14 protein-coding genes are annotated in these 14,922 nt (G+C 68.9%); 2 read left to right on the forward strand and 12 right to left on the reverse strand.

Going from position 1 to position 14,922, the window contains the following annotated elements:
- The 7 genes from ACGF2Y_RS29775 to ACGF2Y_RS29805 form a co-directional block, all read right to left on the reverse strand.
- Complete coding sequence (locus ACGF2Y_RS29775; RefSeq protein ID WP_392953799.1) at window positions 1–948, reverse strand: aromatase/cyclase; 948 nt, start codon at window positions 946–948, stop codon at window positions 1–3.
- A 41-nt stretch (window positions 949–989) separates the two neighbouring features.
- Window positions 990–1,772 carry a 3-oxoacyl-ACP reductase FabG gene (gene fabG, locus ACGF2Y_RS29780; protein WP_392953801.1) on the reverse strand — a complete coding sequence of 261 codons (783 nt, stop codon included), beginning with the start codon at window positions 1,770–1,772 and terminating at the stop codon, window positions 990–992.
- Window positions 1,773–1,840: 68 nt separating this feature from the next.
- A complete protein-coding gene (locus ACGF2Y_RS29785) occupies window positions 1,841–2,104 on the reverse strand; it encodes an acyl carrier protein (RefSeq protein ID WP_392953804.1) in 264 nt (87 codons plus the stop codon).
- Window positions 2,101–3,330, reverse strand: coding sequence for a ketosynthase chain-length factor (locus ACGF2Y_RS29790; protein WP_392953807.1), 1,230 nt, complete (start codon window positions 3,328–3,330; stop codon window positions 2,101–2,103). Before ACGF2Y_RS29790 ends, ACGF2Y_RS29785 begins: the two co-directional genes overlap by 4 nt.
- A complete protein-coding gene (locus tag ACGF2Y_RS29795; protein ID WP_392953809.1) occupies window positions 3,327–4,631 on the reverse strand; it encodes a beta-ketoacyl-[acyl-carrier-protein] synthase family protein in 1,305 nt (434 codons plus the stop codon). The genes ACGF2Y_RS29790 and ACGF2Y_RS29795 overlap by 4 nt, the downstream gene beginning before the upstream one ends.
- The gene (locus ACGF2Y_RS29800; protein WP_392953812.1) at window positions 4,628–4,957 is read right to left on the reverse strand and encodes a TcmI family type II polyketide cyclase; all 330 of its coding nucleotides are present in this window, start codon (window positions 4,955–4,957) and stop codon (window positions 4,628–4,630) included. Before ACGF2Y_RS29800 ends, ACGF2Y_RS29795 begins: the two co-directional genes overlap by 4 nt.
- 59 nt (window positions 4,958–5,016) lie before the next feature.
- Window positions 5,017–6,486 (reverse strand): FAD-dependent monooxygenase, encoded by a 1,470-nt coding sequence (locus ACGF2Y_RS29805; protein ID WP_392953815.1) that lies wholly within the window; start codon window positions 6,484–6,486, stop codon window positions 5,017–5,019.
- Between the two features lie 846 nt (window positions 6,487–7,332).
- On the opposite strand from ACGF2Y_RS29805, the gene ACGF2Y_RS29810 reads away from it, so the two are divergent.
- The gene (locus ACGF2Y_RS29810; RefSeq protein ID WP_392953818.1) at window positions 7,333–7,929 is read left to right on the forward strand and encodes a hypothetical protein; all 597 of its coding nucleotides are present in this window, start codon (window positions 7,333–7,335) and stop codon (window positions 7,927–7,929) included.
- Window positions 7,930–8,037: 108 nt separating this feature from the next.
- On the opposite strand, the gene ACGF2Y_RS29815 is transcribed toward ACGF2Y_RS29810, so the two are convergent.
- From ACGF2Y_RS29815 to ACGF2Y_RS29835, 5 genes are all read right to left on the reverse strand, one after another.
- Entirely contained in the window at window positions 8,038–8,712 is a 675-nt protein-coding gene (locus ACGF2Y_RS29815; protein ID WP_392953820.1) for a response regulator transcription factor, read from the reverse strand.
- Window positions 8,713–9,367: 655 nt separating this feature from the next.
- Window positions 9,368–9,970 carry an NADPH-dependent FMN reductase gene (locus tag ACGF2Y_RS29820; protein WP_392953823.1) on the reverse strand — a complete coding sequence of 201 codons (603 nt, stop codon included), beginning with the start codon at window positions 9,968–9,970 and terminating at the stop codon, window positions 9,368–9,370.
- The gene (locus tag ACGF2Y_RS29825; protein WP_392953826.1) at window positions 9,967–11,613 is read right to left on the reverse strand and encodes an MDR family MFS transporter; all 1,647 of its coding nucleotides are present in this window, start codon (window positions 11,611–11,613) and stop codon (window positions 9,967–9,969) included. Before ACGF2Y_RS29825 ends, ACGF2Y_RS29820 begins: the two co-directional genes overlap by 4 nt.
- A gap of 350 nt (window positions 11,614–11,963) precedes the next feature.
- The gene (locus tag ACGF2Y_RS29830; protein ID WP_392953829.1) at window positions 11,964–12,293 is read right to left on the reverse strand and encodes a hypothetical protein; all 330 of its coding nucleotides are present in this window, start codon (window positions 12,291–12,293) and stop codon (window positions 11,964–11,966) included.
- 478 nt (window positions 12,294–12,771) lie between these two features.
- On the reverse strand, window positions 12,772–13,626 hold the full coding sequence (locus tag ACGF2Y_RS29835; RefSeq protein ID WP_392953832.1) for a helix-turn-helix domain-containing protein: 855 nt from the start codon (window positions 13,624–13,626) through the stop codon (window positions 12,772–12,774).
- A gap of 259 nt (window positions 13,627–13,885) precedes the next feature.
- Between ACGF2Y_RS29835 and ACGF2Y_RS29840 the strand changes: the two genes are divergently transcribed.
- The gene (locus ACGF2Y_RS29840; RefSeq protein WP_392953835.1) at window positions 13,886–14,794 is read left to right on the forward strand and encodes an NADP-dependent oxidoreductase; all 909 of its coding nucleotides are present in this window, start codon (window positions 13,886–13,888) and stop codon (window positions 14,792–14,794) included.
- Window positions 14,795–14,922: the final 128 nt, after the last annotated feature.

Genomic DNA, 14,922 nt, shown 5'->3' on the forward strand with positions numbered 1-14,922 from the left:
TCAGCGCCGCTGTGCCCGAGCGTAGTCGCTCGCGTGACCGAGCGTGGCGCGACTGTTGGTGCTCAGCGCGGAACGCACGTACTCGCGCGCCTGCTCCACACCCGCGTCGGGTCCGAGCACGGCGGCGATGTTCTCCGCACGGAGCACGACAGTGTGCTGAGACGTCGCCACGACCTCCGGCCCGTCCTCCTCGAAGGTCCACAGCCCGGTGTGCAGCGACATCAGCACCGGCAGAGTGGTCTGCTTGTAGGCGATCCGTTGGGAGGGCAGGCAGACCCGGTAGGACTCGGTCAGGTGCGTCGAGCCGTCCTTGGCCCGGGTCTCCATCTTCAACACCTGCAGTCCGTACGGCTGTTGTGACAGCTGGACCGAGGCGACGTGTGGGAGCCGCTCGTGCCACAGCTGGGCCTCGTTGATGAAGTCGTACATGTCCTTGGCGGACCCGGTGACCCGGACCGTGTCGGAGAAGGAGAAGGTCCACGCCTCGGCGGCATGCGCGTTCTCGACGTTGTCCTTGAGGGCCGCGAGCTCCGAACGGGAGTTGCGGTCCACCGCCTCCTCTATCCAGCGCAGCCCCTCCGCATCGTCGTCGACCGCCCGGTAGTCGTGCAGCAGCCTGACCCGCGACAGGTCGGGGCCGAGCGGCTCCACCACCCAGGCGCCGCCCATGGACGCCACCGGAGGGGTGGAGACCTCCTGGCGGAAGTCGATCCGCAGCCCCTCGGGGTCCAGGGTGCGGCGCGAGGTCCAGTGCTTGGCCTCACCGTTGGCGGTGGCCCAGATGCGGATGCGTTCCCGGCCGCCGTCGTGCTCCACGCGGTCGACGTGGATGGTCGGAGGGAAGATCCGGGGCCAGTGCTCCACCTCGGCGATCAGCCGGTAGACGGCGGAGGCGGGCGCTGAGACCGTGATGTCGTGCTCTACCTCGTGCGCACCGGGTGCGGGCATGCGGGTGCTCCTTCCGTGAAGACATGAGGGGACGGTCCGGATCAGAAGTTGCCCAGGCCGCCGCAGACGTTGAGTGCCTGTGAGGTGAGCGAGGCGGCGGTGTCGGAGGCCAGATAGCCCACCAGTCCGGCCACTTCCTCGGGGGTGGAGTAGCGGCCCAGGGGGATCTTGGCGCGGAACTTCGCCCCCACCGCCTCCTCCGTGGTGTCGTAGGCGGCCGCGTAGCCCCGCCGTACGCGCTGTGCCATGGGCGTCTCGACGTAGCCCGGGCACACGGCGTTGACGGTGATCCCGGTGGGGGCGAGTTCGTTGCCCAGGGCCTTGGTGAACCCGACGACACCGTGCTTGGACGCCGAGTACGGGGCGCCGAGCACGACGCCCTGCTTGCCGGCCGTGGAGGCGATGTTGATGATCCGGCCCCGGCTCTTCTCCCGCATGCCTCCGGCCCGCAGCACCTCACGGGTCACGGTGAAGACGCTCGTGAGGTTGGTGGCGATGACGTCGTCCCACAGCTCGTCGACGATGTCGGCGGTGACTCCGCCGCCGCTGCGGCCCGCGTTGTTGACCAGGACGTCGATGCTGCCGTACCGGCCCACCGCCGCCGCGACGAAGGCCGCGACCTCGGGGCCGGAGCGGACGTCGCAGGCCAGCCCGTCGGCCTCCAGGCCCTCGGCGCGCAGCTCCTTGACGGTCGAGGCCACGTTGTCGGCGTTGCGGGCCCCGATGAAGACGGCGTGGCCCTGGGCGCCCAGGAGCCGGGCGACGGCCAGTCCGATACCGCTGGTGCCCCCGGTGACGAGCGCGACGCGCTGCTGATCCGGCACGTGTTCCTCCTTGTGGGCGTGGTCCTTGAATCGGTGCGTTTGTCAGGTGTGGTGCGGATCCGTACGGTTCAGGCGGCGGCCGTCGCCAGCTCTCCGTTGACGATCTCCATCAGTGCGCGAGGAGTATTCGAACCGGTGAGGGAGCTGTCGTCGAGGGTGATTCCGTACTCCCGCTCGATCCGGCTGCCGGTCTCCAGCAGAGCCAGCGATTCGAGCCCCAGGTCCTCGAACGCGGCCTCCAGGGCGTCGTCGCCCAGGACGTCGTCCTCCAGGCCGGCCGCCTCGCGCAGGATGGTCCTGAGGTCGTCGAAGGTGAATTGCCGCTGGGTCATGTGTCTCCTTGTCGGGTTCGGGGGGCGCGCAGCACCATCGCGGAGTTGAATCCGTGGTGGCCGCGGGCCAGGACGAGCACGGTCCCGAGCCGCGCGGGGCGCGTCTCGCAGACCAGGTCGAGGTCGAGGCCGGGGCTCGGCGAAACGTTGACGGTGGGCGGGATCACGCCGTCCCTCATGGCGAGCAGGGCGCCGGCCAGATCGAGCGGAGCCGCTCCTGAGTGAAGCCGTCCGGTCATCGTCTTGGGGACGGTCACGGGTACGCCCCCGGCGCCGAACACCTCGGTCAGCGCCCGGGCCTCCGCCCGGTCCAGGTCCGGCAGTCCCGCACCGTCGGCGAACACGGCGTCCACGTCGCCGGCGGTGATGCCCGCGTCCCGCAGGGCGATCCCGATCGCGGCGCGCAGGGTCGGCGGCCGGCCACTGTCGGGGGCCGGGTCGAACGTGGACCCGTAGCCGGCGATCTCGCCGAGGCTGCGGGCGCCGCGCCGGCGCGCCGCCTCCTCGTCCTCGACGACGAGCAGCGCCCCGCCCTCGCCGGGGACGTGTCCGTGGGCCGCCGCGTCGAAGGGGAGGTAGGCGCGCGCGGGGTCGCGGGTGGTGCTGAGCCGCCCGGCGGACATCTGCGCGACCCAGCCCCAGGGGCAGAGCGAGGCGTCGATCCCCCCGGTGAGGACCATGGGGATGCCTTTGCGGACCTGGCGGCGCGCCTGGGCGACCGCGTCCAGACCACCCGCCTGATCGCTGACGACCACGCTCCCGGGCCCCTTCATCCCGTTACGGATCGAGATCTGGCCGGTGTTGACCGCGTAGAACCAGGCGAACGACTGGTAGGCGCTCACGTACTGGCTGCCCTTGCTCCACAGCGCCCGCAGTTCGTTCTGTCCGAACTCGAAGCCGCCGGAGGAACTCGCGGTGGCGACACCCATGTCGTACGCGGGCGTCTCCTCCGTCCGCACTCCCGCGTCGGCCAGCGCCCAGTCCGCGACGACCAGCGCCATCCGCGTCATCCGGTCGGTCTGCGGCAGCAGCCGGCCCGGCAGATGGTCCTCGGCGACGAACCCGGGGACCTCGCCCGCGAGTCCGGCGGGGTAGGACGAGGCGTCGAAGCGGCTGACGGGTCCGATGCCGCTCCGGCCGGCGGTGGTGGCCGACCAGTAGTCCTGTGTGCCGAGGCCGTTGGGGGAGGCCACGCTCAGTCCGGAAACCACGACGGTCCCGCTCATGCCGCGCCTCCTTCCGGCCGGGTCAGCACCATGGCGCTCTGGAACCCGCCGAATCCGCTGCCGACGGTGAGCACCGCGTCGGTGGACCAGTCGCGTGCGGTCAGGGGGACGTAGTCGAGATCGCATTCGGGGTCGGGGTGGTGCAGATTCGCGGTCGGCGGCACGACGTCGTGCTCCATGGCGAGCGCGCAGGCGGCGATCTCGATGGAACCGATGGCGCCGAGCGAGTGGCCCACCATGGACTTGATGGAGCTGATGGGCACGTTCCCGGCGTGCTCGCCGAGACTCCGCTTGAAGGCGGCCGTCTCGTGCCGGTCGTTCTGCCGGGTGCCGGATCCGTGGGCGCTGATGTAGTCGATGTCCGCAGGGTCGGTGCGGGCCTCGTCGAGGGCGACCCGGATGGCCTCGGCCATCTCCGTGCCGTCCGGCCGCAGTCCGGTCATGTGGTACGCGTTGCTGCGCGTCGCGTAGCCGCTGATCTCGGCGTAGACGTGCGCGCCCCGGTCGAGGGCGCTTCCCAGCTCTTCCAGGACGAAGACCGCGCTGCCCTCTCCCAGGACGAACCCGTTGCGGGTGGCGTCGAAGGGGCGGGAGGCATGCGCGGGGTCGTCGTTGCGCGGGGTCGTCGCTTTGATCGCGTCGAAGCAGGCGAGGGTGATCGGTGAGATCGGGGCGTCCGTGGCTCCGGCGATCATGATGTCCGCGGAGCCCTCACGGATCAGCTCGGTGGCGTACCCGACGGAGTCGATGCCCGAGGTGCAGCCGGTGGATATCACCGTGGTGGGACCTTCCGCCCCCACCGCCCAGGCCACTTCGGCGGCGAACGAGCTGGGAACGAAGGCGTCGTACAGGAACCGCGGCGCGTAGGTGTGGCTGACCAGCTCCAGCCGGCCCCTGTCGCTGAGCACCCGGTATTCCTCGTCGAGGCTCATGGTGGCACCCACGGCGCTGCCGATGGCGACGCCGGTACGGTGCCATGGCAGCCGGTCCTTGACCAGACCGCTGTCGTCGAACGCCTCCCGGGCGGCGACCACGGCGAACTGCGCGGCGCGGTCCATGCGCCGGATCTCCTGCGGGCCGAGTCCGAGTGCCTCGGCGTCGAAGTCGATCTCCGCTGCGATACGGGAGCGGAAGGGGGACGGGTCGAAGGTGCTGACAGCGCGGGTCGCGGTGCGGCCGGCGGTGAGCAGTTCCCAGAACGCCTTGGTGCCGACTCCGCCGGGGGCGAGCACCCCGATGCCGGTGACGGCGACCCGCCGTCCGCCGGAGGCGGGATGTGCGCGGTCCGGTCGTCCGGTCATCGGGACGCCTGCCAGGAATAGAAGCGATGGGCCATCGCGTCGGCCGGGGAGCGCCAGGTCTCGGGGTCGTACGCTGCGATGAAGGGCCGCAGTTCGGCGCTGATCCGCTCGAATCGGGGGTCGCTCTTCGCCTCCTCGATCCGCTGGTCGCCGTCGGCCTCGTCGAAGTCCTGGAGGTGGAAGTACAGCCCCTGGTAGGAGAAGAGCTGCCGGCGGCGGGTGCCCATCCGGTGCGGCATCTCCGTGGTGTCGAAGTCCCGGAAGAGCCGGCCGACGTCACCGGCCGACGAGGGGTCCATCCGGGCGACGATCAACGTGCTGTGCATGGTGCCTTCCTTCTTTCGCCGGTCTTTCGCCGGTCTTTCACTGGTTTTCCGTCGGTCGGTCAGCGGGCCGGACCGAACCAGCGGTCCAGGGCCTCGGTCAGTCCGCCGCGGCTGCCGGGCGAGATCCAGGCCACATATCCGTCGGGCCTGACCAGCACGGCCCGGGCGTCCGGCAACGGGCCCTGCAGCGGGGCGTCGTGGAGGGCAGCGGTGACGACGTCAACCCGGTCGCTCCAGCCGGTGGCGGTGTCGCGCAGTTCCGCGTCGTCCGCTATGTCGAGCAGAACGCCCCGGGCCGGGTGCAGCAGTTCGGTGGTGCTGGTCTTGCCGTCGGCGGGGGCCAGCTCCTGGTGGGGCATGCGCATGCCGAGCAACGGGTGGTCCCCGCCGTCGACTTCGTAGCGGATGTCCAGGCCGGAGACCATGCCGGCCAGGTGCCGGGAGACCTCGTCGTACCGGATCAGCTCGCTCAGCACGTCCCTCAGCGGCTGCATCTCGTCGCCGCTGAGGAAGAGCGTCCCCTGGGCCTGCGTGTTCATCAGCAGCCTTCGCCCCACCGGGTGGCGCTCCTCGTGGTAGGTGTCGAGGAGTCCGGCCGGCGCACGGCCCGAGACCACAGCCGCGAGCTTCCAGCCGAGGTTCACCGAGTCCTGCACGCTGACGTTCATCCCCTGCCCCCCTGCCGGGAGGTGCACATGCGCGGAGTCGCCCGCGAGCAGCACCCGGCCGCGCCGGTAGGCGGACACCTGGCGGGCCGGATCCCCGAAGGCGCTGACCCACACCGGTTCTCCGTGCGAGATGTCCTGTCCGGTGAGCCGCTGCCACGCGGCGGCGACCTCCTGGTAGGGGGGCGGCCCGCCGCGGCGGCGGGCGGGGGCCCCGCGCTCACAGACGATGATGCGGTCGACCCCGTCGCCCAGCGGCGCGGACATCACCATCCCGAGCGGCACCGTCTCGCCGATGGGGCGAGGGGTGATCTCGCAGCCGCGGATGTCGGCGAGGAACATCTCCCGGTTGGCGGAAGTGCCGGGGAAGTCGAAACCGGCCGCCTTGCGCACGGAGCTGCGTCCGCCGTCGCAGCCGACGACGTAACGGGTGGTGAGGCTGTGGGGCCCGTCGGGGCCCTCGACCTCCACGACGACGTGATCGCCCTCGTCCGTGAGAGCCCGCACCGTATGGGCCCGCCGGAGATCCGCTCCCAGTCCGAGCGCCCACTCCTCCAGTACCGACTCGGTCTTGGACTGCGGAACGCCCTTGACGCCGTAGTGCGCCCCTTCGAGCACCCCGAAGTCGACCGGCCGGCCGCCGAAGTGCCCCTGGGTACTTGTCTCGACGGGGCCGAAAGCGGGCAGAATTCCGCGCTGGTCGAAGACCTCCATGGTCCGGGCGGTGAAGCCCAGACCGCGGGACTCCCCGGTGCGTTGGGCAAGCCGTTCGAGCACGATGACGTCGACGCCGCCAAGCCGCAGCTCACCGGCCAGCATCAGACCGGCCGGACCCGCGCCCACGACAATGACAGATGCATCCATGTGTATCTCCCTGGGACAGAACCGCGGAGCCCGGCGCATAGGCCGTAGAAGCTCTCCTGTGATGTGCTCTGCTGGAGCGAACGCTTCGACAGCAGTGGGGAAGTTACTCCAGAGCTTCTTCGCAAGCTCGGAGAAAGTCAAGCAGCAATTTCGCTTGTCCGGGCCGGCAGCTTCGCGCGGAATCAGGGATTACCGGCTTCGAAGACAGAACTGAGGAAGCTATCCATGACTCTCTTCGGTGTGGCCTACAGATATCAACACTGTCGATGGATGAACATCTCAAGAACCGTCAGGAGGGCGTGAAGGCCCGCATGGACACGCAAAAGGAACGTCAGAGGACCGCAAAGAAGTGACCTGCACCACACGCGGGCGACCGGTCCAAACGGATCTGACATGGAACCCACACTTGTCTGTGAATCGTCTGAAGCAGATAAATTCCCGTCCAGCCACTCTCAGGGCCGGTCAAGATGCATTGCGGGCACGAGCCGCCCATCGTTAACTTGGCCGCACGCATCGAAGGAGTGAGCAGATTTGCCCGAGAAGACGCATGTCGCGGCGGCCCGAACGAATTGCCCAGGACATGCATGCCCGACGGTTCCGAGATCCGAGAAGGCGGCGGGAGCCGAGATCGCAGAAATGCGGAGCGCTCCAGGAGCGGTGCCGCTGCCGCTGTGCCGCGCGTGCGTCGACTCACTGAGGGCCACCCTGCGAGCTCTGCCTCACTTGTACGGTGAATGCGGCCGACTCCTCGCCGGTGCCACCTCACCCCGGACGGAAAGAACGAGCGGGGGTGGCCGGGCGCCGGGAATTCCGCTCAACACCTCGGCCGTGGAGGCGCGTTCGGCCATGATCACCACACTCGCCTCGTGGGCCGGCCTCGCGGCGGAGTCCAGCGGGCGGCCCGGTCCGGAACGGACGGTGCCGGCCCTGGCCCGCTGGCTCGGCGAAGAGCTGCCCCGGCTCGCCGCGCACCCGGCGGCGGGTGAGCTCTCGAAGGAAGTTCACCGGCTCGCGACGGCGGCCCGCCGGGTGGTGTCGCCGGGTCCGACGCACCGGGCCGCGGTCGGATCCTGTGTGGAGCCCGGCTGCGACGGAAGGCTCGTGGCCACGACGGGAGCGGGCCCGGGCGGGCTGGGCGAGATCCGGTGCGACAGCGACGGGGCCCACGTCTGGACGGAGTACGAGTGGAGTCGGCTGCGTCGGCGGCTGGCCGCCCGGAGCGCGGTTCGGGCGGGGGCTGCTGGGAGTGCCCCGGCGACCCGGTGGCTCGCGCCCCAGGACGTCTCCCTGCTGTGGCGCGTGCCCCTCGGCAGTGTGTACCGGCTCGCCAGCGAACAGGGCTGGCGGCGTGAGCGGCGCGGGGGACGGTCCTATTACGACGAGCAGGACGTGCGGCGCACCCTCGACGGGCGCCTGACCGGCCGCGGGTCCGCGGCCTCCTGACCGCGGAAGGCGAGGGCGCCGCCCCGGGGCAAGCGCATGGGCACCCCCGGGACGGGCGCGCCCATGCGCTCGGCATCGGTGGATCGGCGTCACCGGATGCGGGAGCGCTCAGCCGCCGAAGCGGAACCCCACGCCCCGCACCGTGATGATCCACTCGCTGGAGCCGAGCTTCCCCCTGATCGAGCTGGCGTGGGTGTCGATCGTGCGAGTGAGGCCGCCGGCGAGGCTCCCGCCCCCCGCCTTCATCCCCCAGATCTGCCGCATCAACTGCTCGCGGGTGAAGACCGTGGCGGGCTGTGACGCCAGCAGGTGAAGCAGATCGAATTCTTTGCGGGTCAGCTTCACGGGTTCGTCGTCGAGATACACCTGACGACCTTCGCCGTCGATACACAGCGTCCCGAAAGACATTACGCGATCGCGGCGAACGCTCGGGCTCACACGTCGCATTACCGCATTGATTCGGGCGATTAACTCACGGAGACCGTACGGCTTCACCATGCAGTCGTCGCTACCCGCCTGCAGAGAAAGCACCCTATCAATTTCCGCACCCTGCCCCGTGAAGGAGATAATAGGGATGTCACTGCTCTGCCTTATCGTTCGACATACTTCCAAACCATCGATATCCGTTAGTTCGAGATCCAGAAGAATGAGGTCAAATTCTTCGTAGGATCGCAGGGCGCTGGCACCACTGTCAGCCACTTCCATCTCGTACCCATGCCGCAGCAAGGCCAAGCGGAGATCCTCCCCCGATTGCTTGTCGGATTCGGCAAGTAGTACCTGCATCGGTCGCCTCTCTATCCAACACTTGGGGTGGACGACGGCGGCTGATGGAACCAGTTCCCCCTTCATCGGGTAGTGAATTCCCACCGTCCTTGCTTTCTGTAACCATTCGCACCCCATCATCCACCGAGAAGTAAAATAGCAAACAGCCTTACCGCCTTGTCAAGAAGTATCGGGGCGCACGACCGTGGCATATGTCCACATGTGCCGTTAACGCGCCACTCATCATTTGCTATCGCGAACAGCGTATCGATCGAAAGCGTACGCATCGACATTTGCGAATTCCGAACCTTCCGATGGTTTCACCGCTCAGGGGCATGGGTAGCGCGGCCGGCGCTCCACCCTCCGGCGTTCGCGATGATCAGCGAAGCTCGAACCCCGACCGTCCGGATCCGGACGGGAGATGGGAAGGACTGCGACCCGAACGGTCGCGAACGATGCCCGGTGCGCACGAGAGCCGCCGCCAAGGGGAACCGAAGGTTCCACAAAATGTCGACTTTTCAGGGCCTCTCCGAGTGCCCCGCGCATCAAGATACTTTGCAGGCGCGTGATTTCGTTGTCATGGCATAGCGAAGGGGCCCCGGCGCGAAGCGCCGGGGCCCCTATGTGTGAGTCGTGAAGGAGTATGGGGAAGCTCGGAAGATACGGAGGTGAAGCCCTACACTCCCGTTGGCTGCGCCGCGTAAGGGCGCTCGGCCCTGGCCGTCCGCAGTGTCGTCCCCCACCAGGCGAGCTGGTCCAGCATGGCCTTCGCCGCGAGTGCGGGACCCTCGGTGTCCCTGACCTCGCCCTGCTCGTCGAATCGCTCCCACGCCTGGTGGAAACTGACGGTGTCACGGACGGTGACCGCGTGCAGCTCGGCGAAGATCTGTCGCAGATGCTCCACCGCGCGCAGGCCCCCGCTCATGCCGCCGTACGAGACGAAGCCGATGGGCTTGGCCTGCCACTGGGTGCGGTGCCAGTCGATCAGGCTCTTCAGGGAGGCGGGATAGCTGTGGTTGTACTCGGGCGTCACGACGACGAACGCGTCGGCGGCGTCCATCCGCGCGGTGAGAGCCCCGACCGCTTCGAGTATCGGGAGCGAGGCCGTCGGCGACGGGCCCTCCGCGTTGAGTCCCGCCTCCGCTGCGTCGACGACCTCCACGTCGAAGCCAGCGTGCTGCTCCAACTCCGCGAGGAGCCAGCGGGCCACCGTCGGAGCGAATCTGCCCTCCCGGTGGCTGCCGATGAGAACGACCAGGCGCAAAGGGGTGTCTGTCATGTGGGGTTCCTCTTCCCATTCCTGCTCTCGACGGGACCGGTGTGGCCGGCCCCGGTGTTCGCGCCCTCACCGGAGTCCTGCGGGGATGCCTCGCCGGCTTCCGTTCCGGCGCCGGGCCCGCACTCGTCCTGCTGCGGGGGAGCCGCGGAGCGCAGCGGCACCTCCCGCAGGAAGAACGCGGCCACCAATGCGACGGCGGCGAGCACTCCGGTGAAGACGAAGACGTGGGAGGCGCCCTGCGCCACCGCACTCTGATACGACTCCCGCACGGCCGCGGGAAGTTGCGCGAGCGCGGCGGGATCGAGGGTGGCTGCCCCCTCGGAAGACGGCGCGGCGCTGTCCGGGGCCGGTACCCGCGCCACCGCCCCGGCGAAGAGCGCACCGCTGACGGCGACGCCGATGGAGCCGCCGAGGGTCCGGGCGAGTGTCGCGGCACCGGAAGCCGCGCCCAGATCCTCGACCGGCGCGCTCTGCAGTGAGATCAGGATCGTCGTCTGGGTCAGCAGGCCCATTCCGATGCCGAGCGCCGCCATGCAGGCCCCGGAGAAGTAGGGACTGGTGTCGCGGTCGACCGGGGCCAGCAGGAACGAACCCGCCACCAGGAAGAATCCGCCCAGCAGTACGACGATCTTGTACTTGCCGGTCGCGGTGATGAAACGTCCGGCGAACAGACCGACGAGGACCATGGCCCCGAACATCGGCAGGAGCAGCAGTCCGCTGCCGGTTGCCGACGAGCCCTGCGACGACTGTCCCAGGATCGGCAGGAAGGTGACGGCGCTGGTCAGCACCGCGCCCAGGAGCAGCCCGACAAGGGTGATGAGGGAGAAGTTGGCCGTCCTGAACAGCGCGAGGGGCAGCACCGCCTCCTCCGCCCGCCGTTCCACCACGAGGAGCGCCAGGAAGGCGGCGGTCCCGCACGCCGCCACGGTCAGCAACACCGGTGAGGTCCAGGCGAGTTCCCTGCCGCCCCAGGTCGTCACCAGGACCAGCGCGGAGACGGCCACGGCCAGCAGCAGCACACCCGCGTAGTCCACCCGCGCTCCGGACCTCGGCGTCCGGGGGAGGCGCAGCCCCGAGATCAGCAGCAGAGCGAGCGCACCGACCGGCACATTGACGTAGAAGCACCAGCGCCAGCCGAGCTGGTCGGTGATCACACCCCCGACCAGCGGCCCGCTCACCATCGCGAGTCCCATGACCGCAGACATGACGCCCTGGTACTTGCCCTGCTCACGGGGCGGGATGAGCGTACCGATCAGCGCCAGCGCGCCGACCATCAGTCCGCCCGCGCCCAGCCCTTGGAGGGCACGGAAAACGATGAGCTGGGTCATGTCCTGGGCCACGCCGGACAGCACGGAACCGAGGACGAACACCACGATCGAGATCGCGAAGGCGCCCTTGCGACCGTACATGTCGCCGAGCTTGCCCCAGACGGGCGTGGTAACGGCGATGGCCAGCAGGTAGACCGTGACCACCCAGGACAGCCGGTCGAATCCCCCGAGTTCGCCCACGATCTGCGGCATCGCGGTACCGACGATCATGCCGTCCAGAGCGCCCAGCAGCATGGCCAGAAGGGCTGCCGCAATGACGGCGTAGAGCTGCCGTTTCGGCACGGCTAACGCGGGCGGCGCCTCATCCTGTGGCATGGCTTCGTCTCCTGTGTCCGAACGCGACCCGCCGGGGATTTACTTACCGGCAGGTCAGTGACTATGGAAGGCTAGGGCGCGGCGCAGCACCCTGTCAAGGAATTGACTTGCCGGCCGGTAAGTATGAAGGGCCGGATCTCTGCCCGGGAACTCCCGCTTGCGGCACGCTGGTTGCGAGCTCGCGGGTGGTCTCCGCGAGAGGCTTCGGAAGTGAAAGCAAGAGCTGTCCCGGCATCCCTGGTGGATCAGCGCGGCAGCGGCACCTCCCGGAACTCCCCCACTTTGCGGTGCTTCAGCTCCGCCGGCCTCAGCGTGCTCGAATGGATCCGCTCCCGCTCCCGGTAGACGTCCTACGCCACGACGTGGTGGACGTTCACCGCCCGCGCCTCCCCGTTGCGCAGGCCGCATCCCGCCATCATGACGATCTTCAGCGCCAGGTCCTCGCCGACGACAAGCAGCTCCTGCACGTCGTACTCCATCTCGTCCAAGAAGCGCTCCATCACCATCGGTGTGACCGAGTTCAGCTTCCGCGATCCCAGGCGCGGGACGATGTGCACGTTGATCGAGCTGTCGACGTGCCAGCCGGTGGAGTGGTCCGTCATCCTGCGCTGCCAGGGCCGCCACTGCTTCGCGTACTCCTCGACCGTCAACTGACCCGGTTCACGGCGGGCCGCCGCCACGGTCGGCGCTGTGGTCTTCTTCTCCGCATAGAGCTGCGTCAGGCGCTCGATCGCATCGTCCTGCGTAAGGTATCCGGACTCCTCGCGCTGCTTGCCGAGCGCGTCCCGGAAACGTATCGAGTAGGAGTGCGAGCAGCGCGTGGGCTTGGCGCAGCCGCAGTCCTTGAAGAGGGACCCCGTGCCTCGGGGCGAGCTGTCAGGCCAGTGTCGCGCACCATCCGTTCCGGCCCAAGAATCATGCTCAGGCGCCGCACGGCAGGTCGCAGGTCAGCAAGCCGGACACGTCCGGGACGCAGGCTGACCGTGTGCTGACCTGAAGGGGACACATGATGCCCCTGACCTGCGGCGACGCCAAACAGTCAGATCTTGGACTTGAATATGGTCCGAAACATGGAGAAGCTCCCGAAATGTCTGCTCCCTGCCTGCTGTCTGCAGGTCAAGGGCGGTGTTCGGAGCTTACAACGATGCGTATGTCCGGTCAGCTTCCGCGGGTCCCGGATCCCACTGCCCAACTGCCCAGCAGCTTCAGCGCGGTCTCCGAGGTGTCGCTCGGAGCGGTGAAGATGATGAGGGACTGTCCGTCGTCGCCCGGCAGAGTGAGGGCTTCGTAGGCGAGGTCGAAGGAGCCGACCACGGGGTGGCGGAAGGTCTTGGTGCCGTGTGTCTTCTCCCGGACCTCCTGTGCCGCCCACATGTTCCGGAATTCCGGGCTGAGCTCGCCGAGTTCCGCGACGAGGCGTCCCACACGGGAGTCGCCGGCGTGCCGCGCGGCTGAAAAGCGCAGGAACCCGACGGTCTGGCGGGCCACCTGGTCCCAGTGCGGGTACAGGCTGCGGGCCGTGGCATCGAGGAAGACGTGACGGACGATGTTGAGGGTGCTCGCCGGGTCACCGGCATCGTCGAGGAAGAGCGCCCGAGCGAGGTCATTGGCGGCGATCACGTCCATGCTCGGGCCGAGGACGTACGCGGGCACGGCGCCCACGGCGTCCAGCAGCCGACGGAGATCCGGACGTACGCGCTGCGCCTGGGCGCTCGATGGCTCAGCCGCCCGGAGCTGCCGCGGGCGGGCCAGATCGTACAGATGAGCGGACTCGGCCGCGTCCAGGCGGAGCACACGGGCCAGGGCGTTCAGCACGGCGTCCGAGGGGTTGGTGGCGCGGCCCTGTTCCAGGCGTGTGTAGTAGACGATGCTCACTCCCGCGAGCTCCGCGACTTCTTCACGGCGGAGGCCCGGCACGCGGCGTCTGCCGAGGACAGGGACACCCGCGACCTGGGGCGTCAGGTGTGACCGCCGGGAGTGAAGGAACCTGCCGAGCTCACGCGCTTCGTTCACAGCCCCCCCTCCCCTCCGGATCGTCCGATGCCGCTGTCTCCTGTCGAGTGACTCCTGTCGAGGTCGGCCGCACCATTATGCCCTCCCGGGAATCCGCCGAGCCTGTCCCTCCCAGTACCCCCCTCCCCGCGCAGACCGGTACTCACGGGGTAATGGTCGGGAAACTCCTCCTGGTCCACGGTTGGCACAGTGCGTCCCGCACCCGACCGTCGCCGCCCTGGCTGAGCGGTTCATTTCCTACTTCTCAGGAGCACCTGTCATGCGCGCAGTGGTCTTTTCCCGTTACGGCGACGAAAGCGTCCTGGAACTGTCCGAGCGACCGGTACCGACCCCGGCGGCCGGAGAGGTCCTGGTGAGAGTTCGGGCAGCCGGGGTCAATCCCCTCGACTGGAAGTTCCGTGAAGGTGCGGTCGGCACGGACCGCCCGTTCCCGCTGGCGCTGGGCTGGGATGTGGCGGGAGAGGTCGTCGCAACGTCGGCTGCGGACGGTCCAGCTGTCGGTGACGAGGTGTACGGCATGCTGCCCCTGCCGCACGGCGGCGCCTACCAGGAGTTTGCCGTCCTGCCCGCATCGGCGCTGGCGCCCAAGCCCGTCGGCCTGTCGTTCGCCCAGGCCGCGGCCGTTCCGCTGGCGGCCCTGACCGCCTGGCAGTCACTCGATGCCGCACACGTGGTCCCCGGGCAGCGGGTTCTGGTCCACGCCGGAGCGGGCGGGGTCGGCCACTTCGCCGTACAGCTCGCCAAGGCCCGCGGGGCACATGTCACGGCCACCGCCTCACCGCGCAATCTCGACTTCCTGCGCCGGCTCGGGGTCGATGAGCCTGTGGACCGCACCTCGGACGGCCTGCACGCCATCGAACCGGTCCACGCCGTCATCGACACCATCGGCGGCCGGACTCAGCAGGAGTCATGGCGTCTGCTGCGAGCAGGTGGGGCCCTCATCACCCTGCCGGAAGCCATCGACGAGGCGTACCGCGTGCCGGGGGTCCAGGGTCAGCGCGTGATCGTCGCCCCGGACGGCAAGGCACTGCACAGCATCGGCGCGCTCATCGACAACGGGCTCGTCCATGTCGAGGTCCAGGACGTCCTGCCCCTGCACAAGGCGGCCGATGCGCACCGGACCAGCAAGAACGGCCAGGTCCGCGGCAAACTCGTGATCACCCTCTGACGAGGACTGCCCACAGGACTCGAACGATGCCGCAGCCCCTTACGCATCGGCGGTCCTGCCTCTAGTCTGAATCGCCGCTCGTAAGTTACCTGCCGGTCAACAAGTCGTTGACGGGCGTACCGGGCCCG

Origin of the sequence: Streptomyces sp. NPDC048142 (assembly GCF_043202835.1) — a bacterium.
Taxonomy (GTDB): domain Bacteria; phylum Actinomycetota; class Actinomycetes; order Streptomycetales; family Streptomycetaceae; genus Streptomyces.

What these genes read in the sequence shown, in the direction of transcription:
- ACGF2Y_RS29820 (WP_392953823.1), bottom strand. Translation starts at nt 9,970, where the DNA reads ATGACAGACACCCCTTTGCGCCTGGTCGTTCTCATCGGCAGCCACCGG.
- ACGF2Y_RS29785 (WP_392953804.1), bottom strand. Translation starts at nt 2,104, where the DNA reads ATGACCCAGCGGCAATTCACCTTCGACGACCTCAGGACCATCCTGCGC.
- ACGF2Y_RS29800 (WP_392953812.1), bottom strand. Translation starts at nt 4,957, where the DNA reads ATGCACAGCACGTTGATCGTCGCCCGGATGGACCCCTCGTCGGCCGGT.
- ACGF2Y_RS29825 (WP_392953826.1), bottom strand. Translation starts at nt 11,613, where the DNA reads ATGCCACAGGATGAGGCGCCGCCCGCGTTAGCCGTGCCGAAACGGCAG.
- ACGF2Y_RS29775 (WP_392953799.1), bottom strand. Translation starts at nt 948, where the DNA reads ATGCCCGCACCCGGTGCGCACGAGGTAGAGCACGACATCACGGTCTCA.
- ACGF2Y_RS29840 (WP_392953835.1), top strand. Translation starts at nt 13,886, where the DNA reads ATGCGCGCAGTGGTCTTTTCCCGTTACGGCGACGAAAGCGTCCTGGAA.
- ACGF2Y_RS29815 (WP_392953820.1), bottom strand. Translation starts at nt 8,712, where the DNA reads ATGCAGGTACTACTTGCCGAATCCGACAAGCAATCGGGGGAGGATCTC.
- ACGF2Y_RS29795 (WP_392953809.1), bottom strand. Translation starts at nt 4,631, where the DNA reads ATGACCGGACGACCGGACCGCGCACATCCCGCCTCCGGCGGACGGCGG.
- ACGF2Y_RS29805 (WP_392953815.1), bottom strand. Translation starts at nt 6,486, where the DNA reads ATGGATGCATCTGTCATTGTCGTGGGCGCGGGTCCGGCCGGTCTGATG.
- ACGF2Y_RS29810 (WP_392953818.1), top strand. Translation starts at nt 7,333, where the DNA reads ATGATCACCACACTCGCCTCGTGGGCCGGCCTCGCGGCGGAGTCCAGC.
- ACGF2Y_RS29790 (WP_392953807.1), bottom strand. Translation starts at nt 3,330, where the DNA reads ATGAGCGGGACCGTCGTGGTTTCCGGACTGAGCGTGGCCTCCCCCAAC.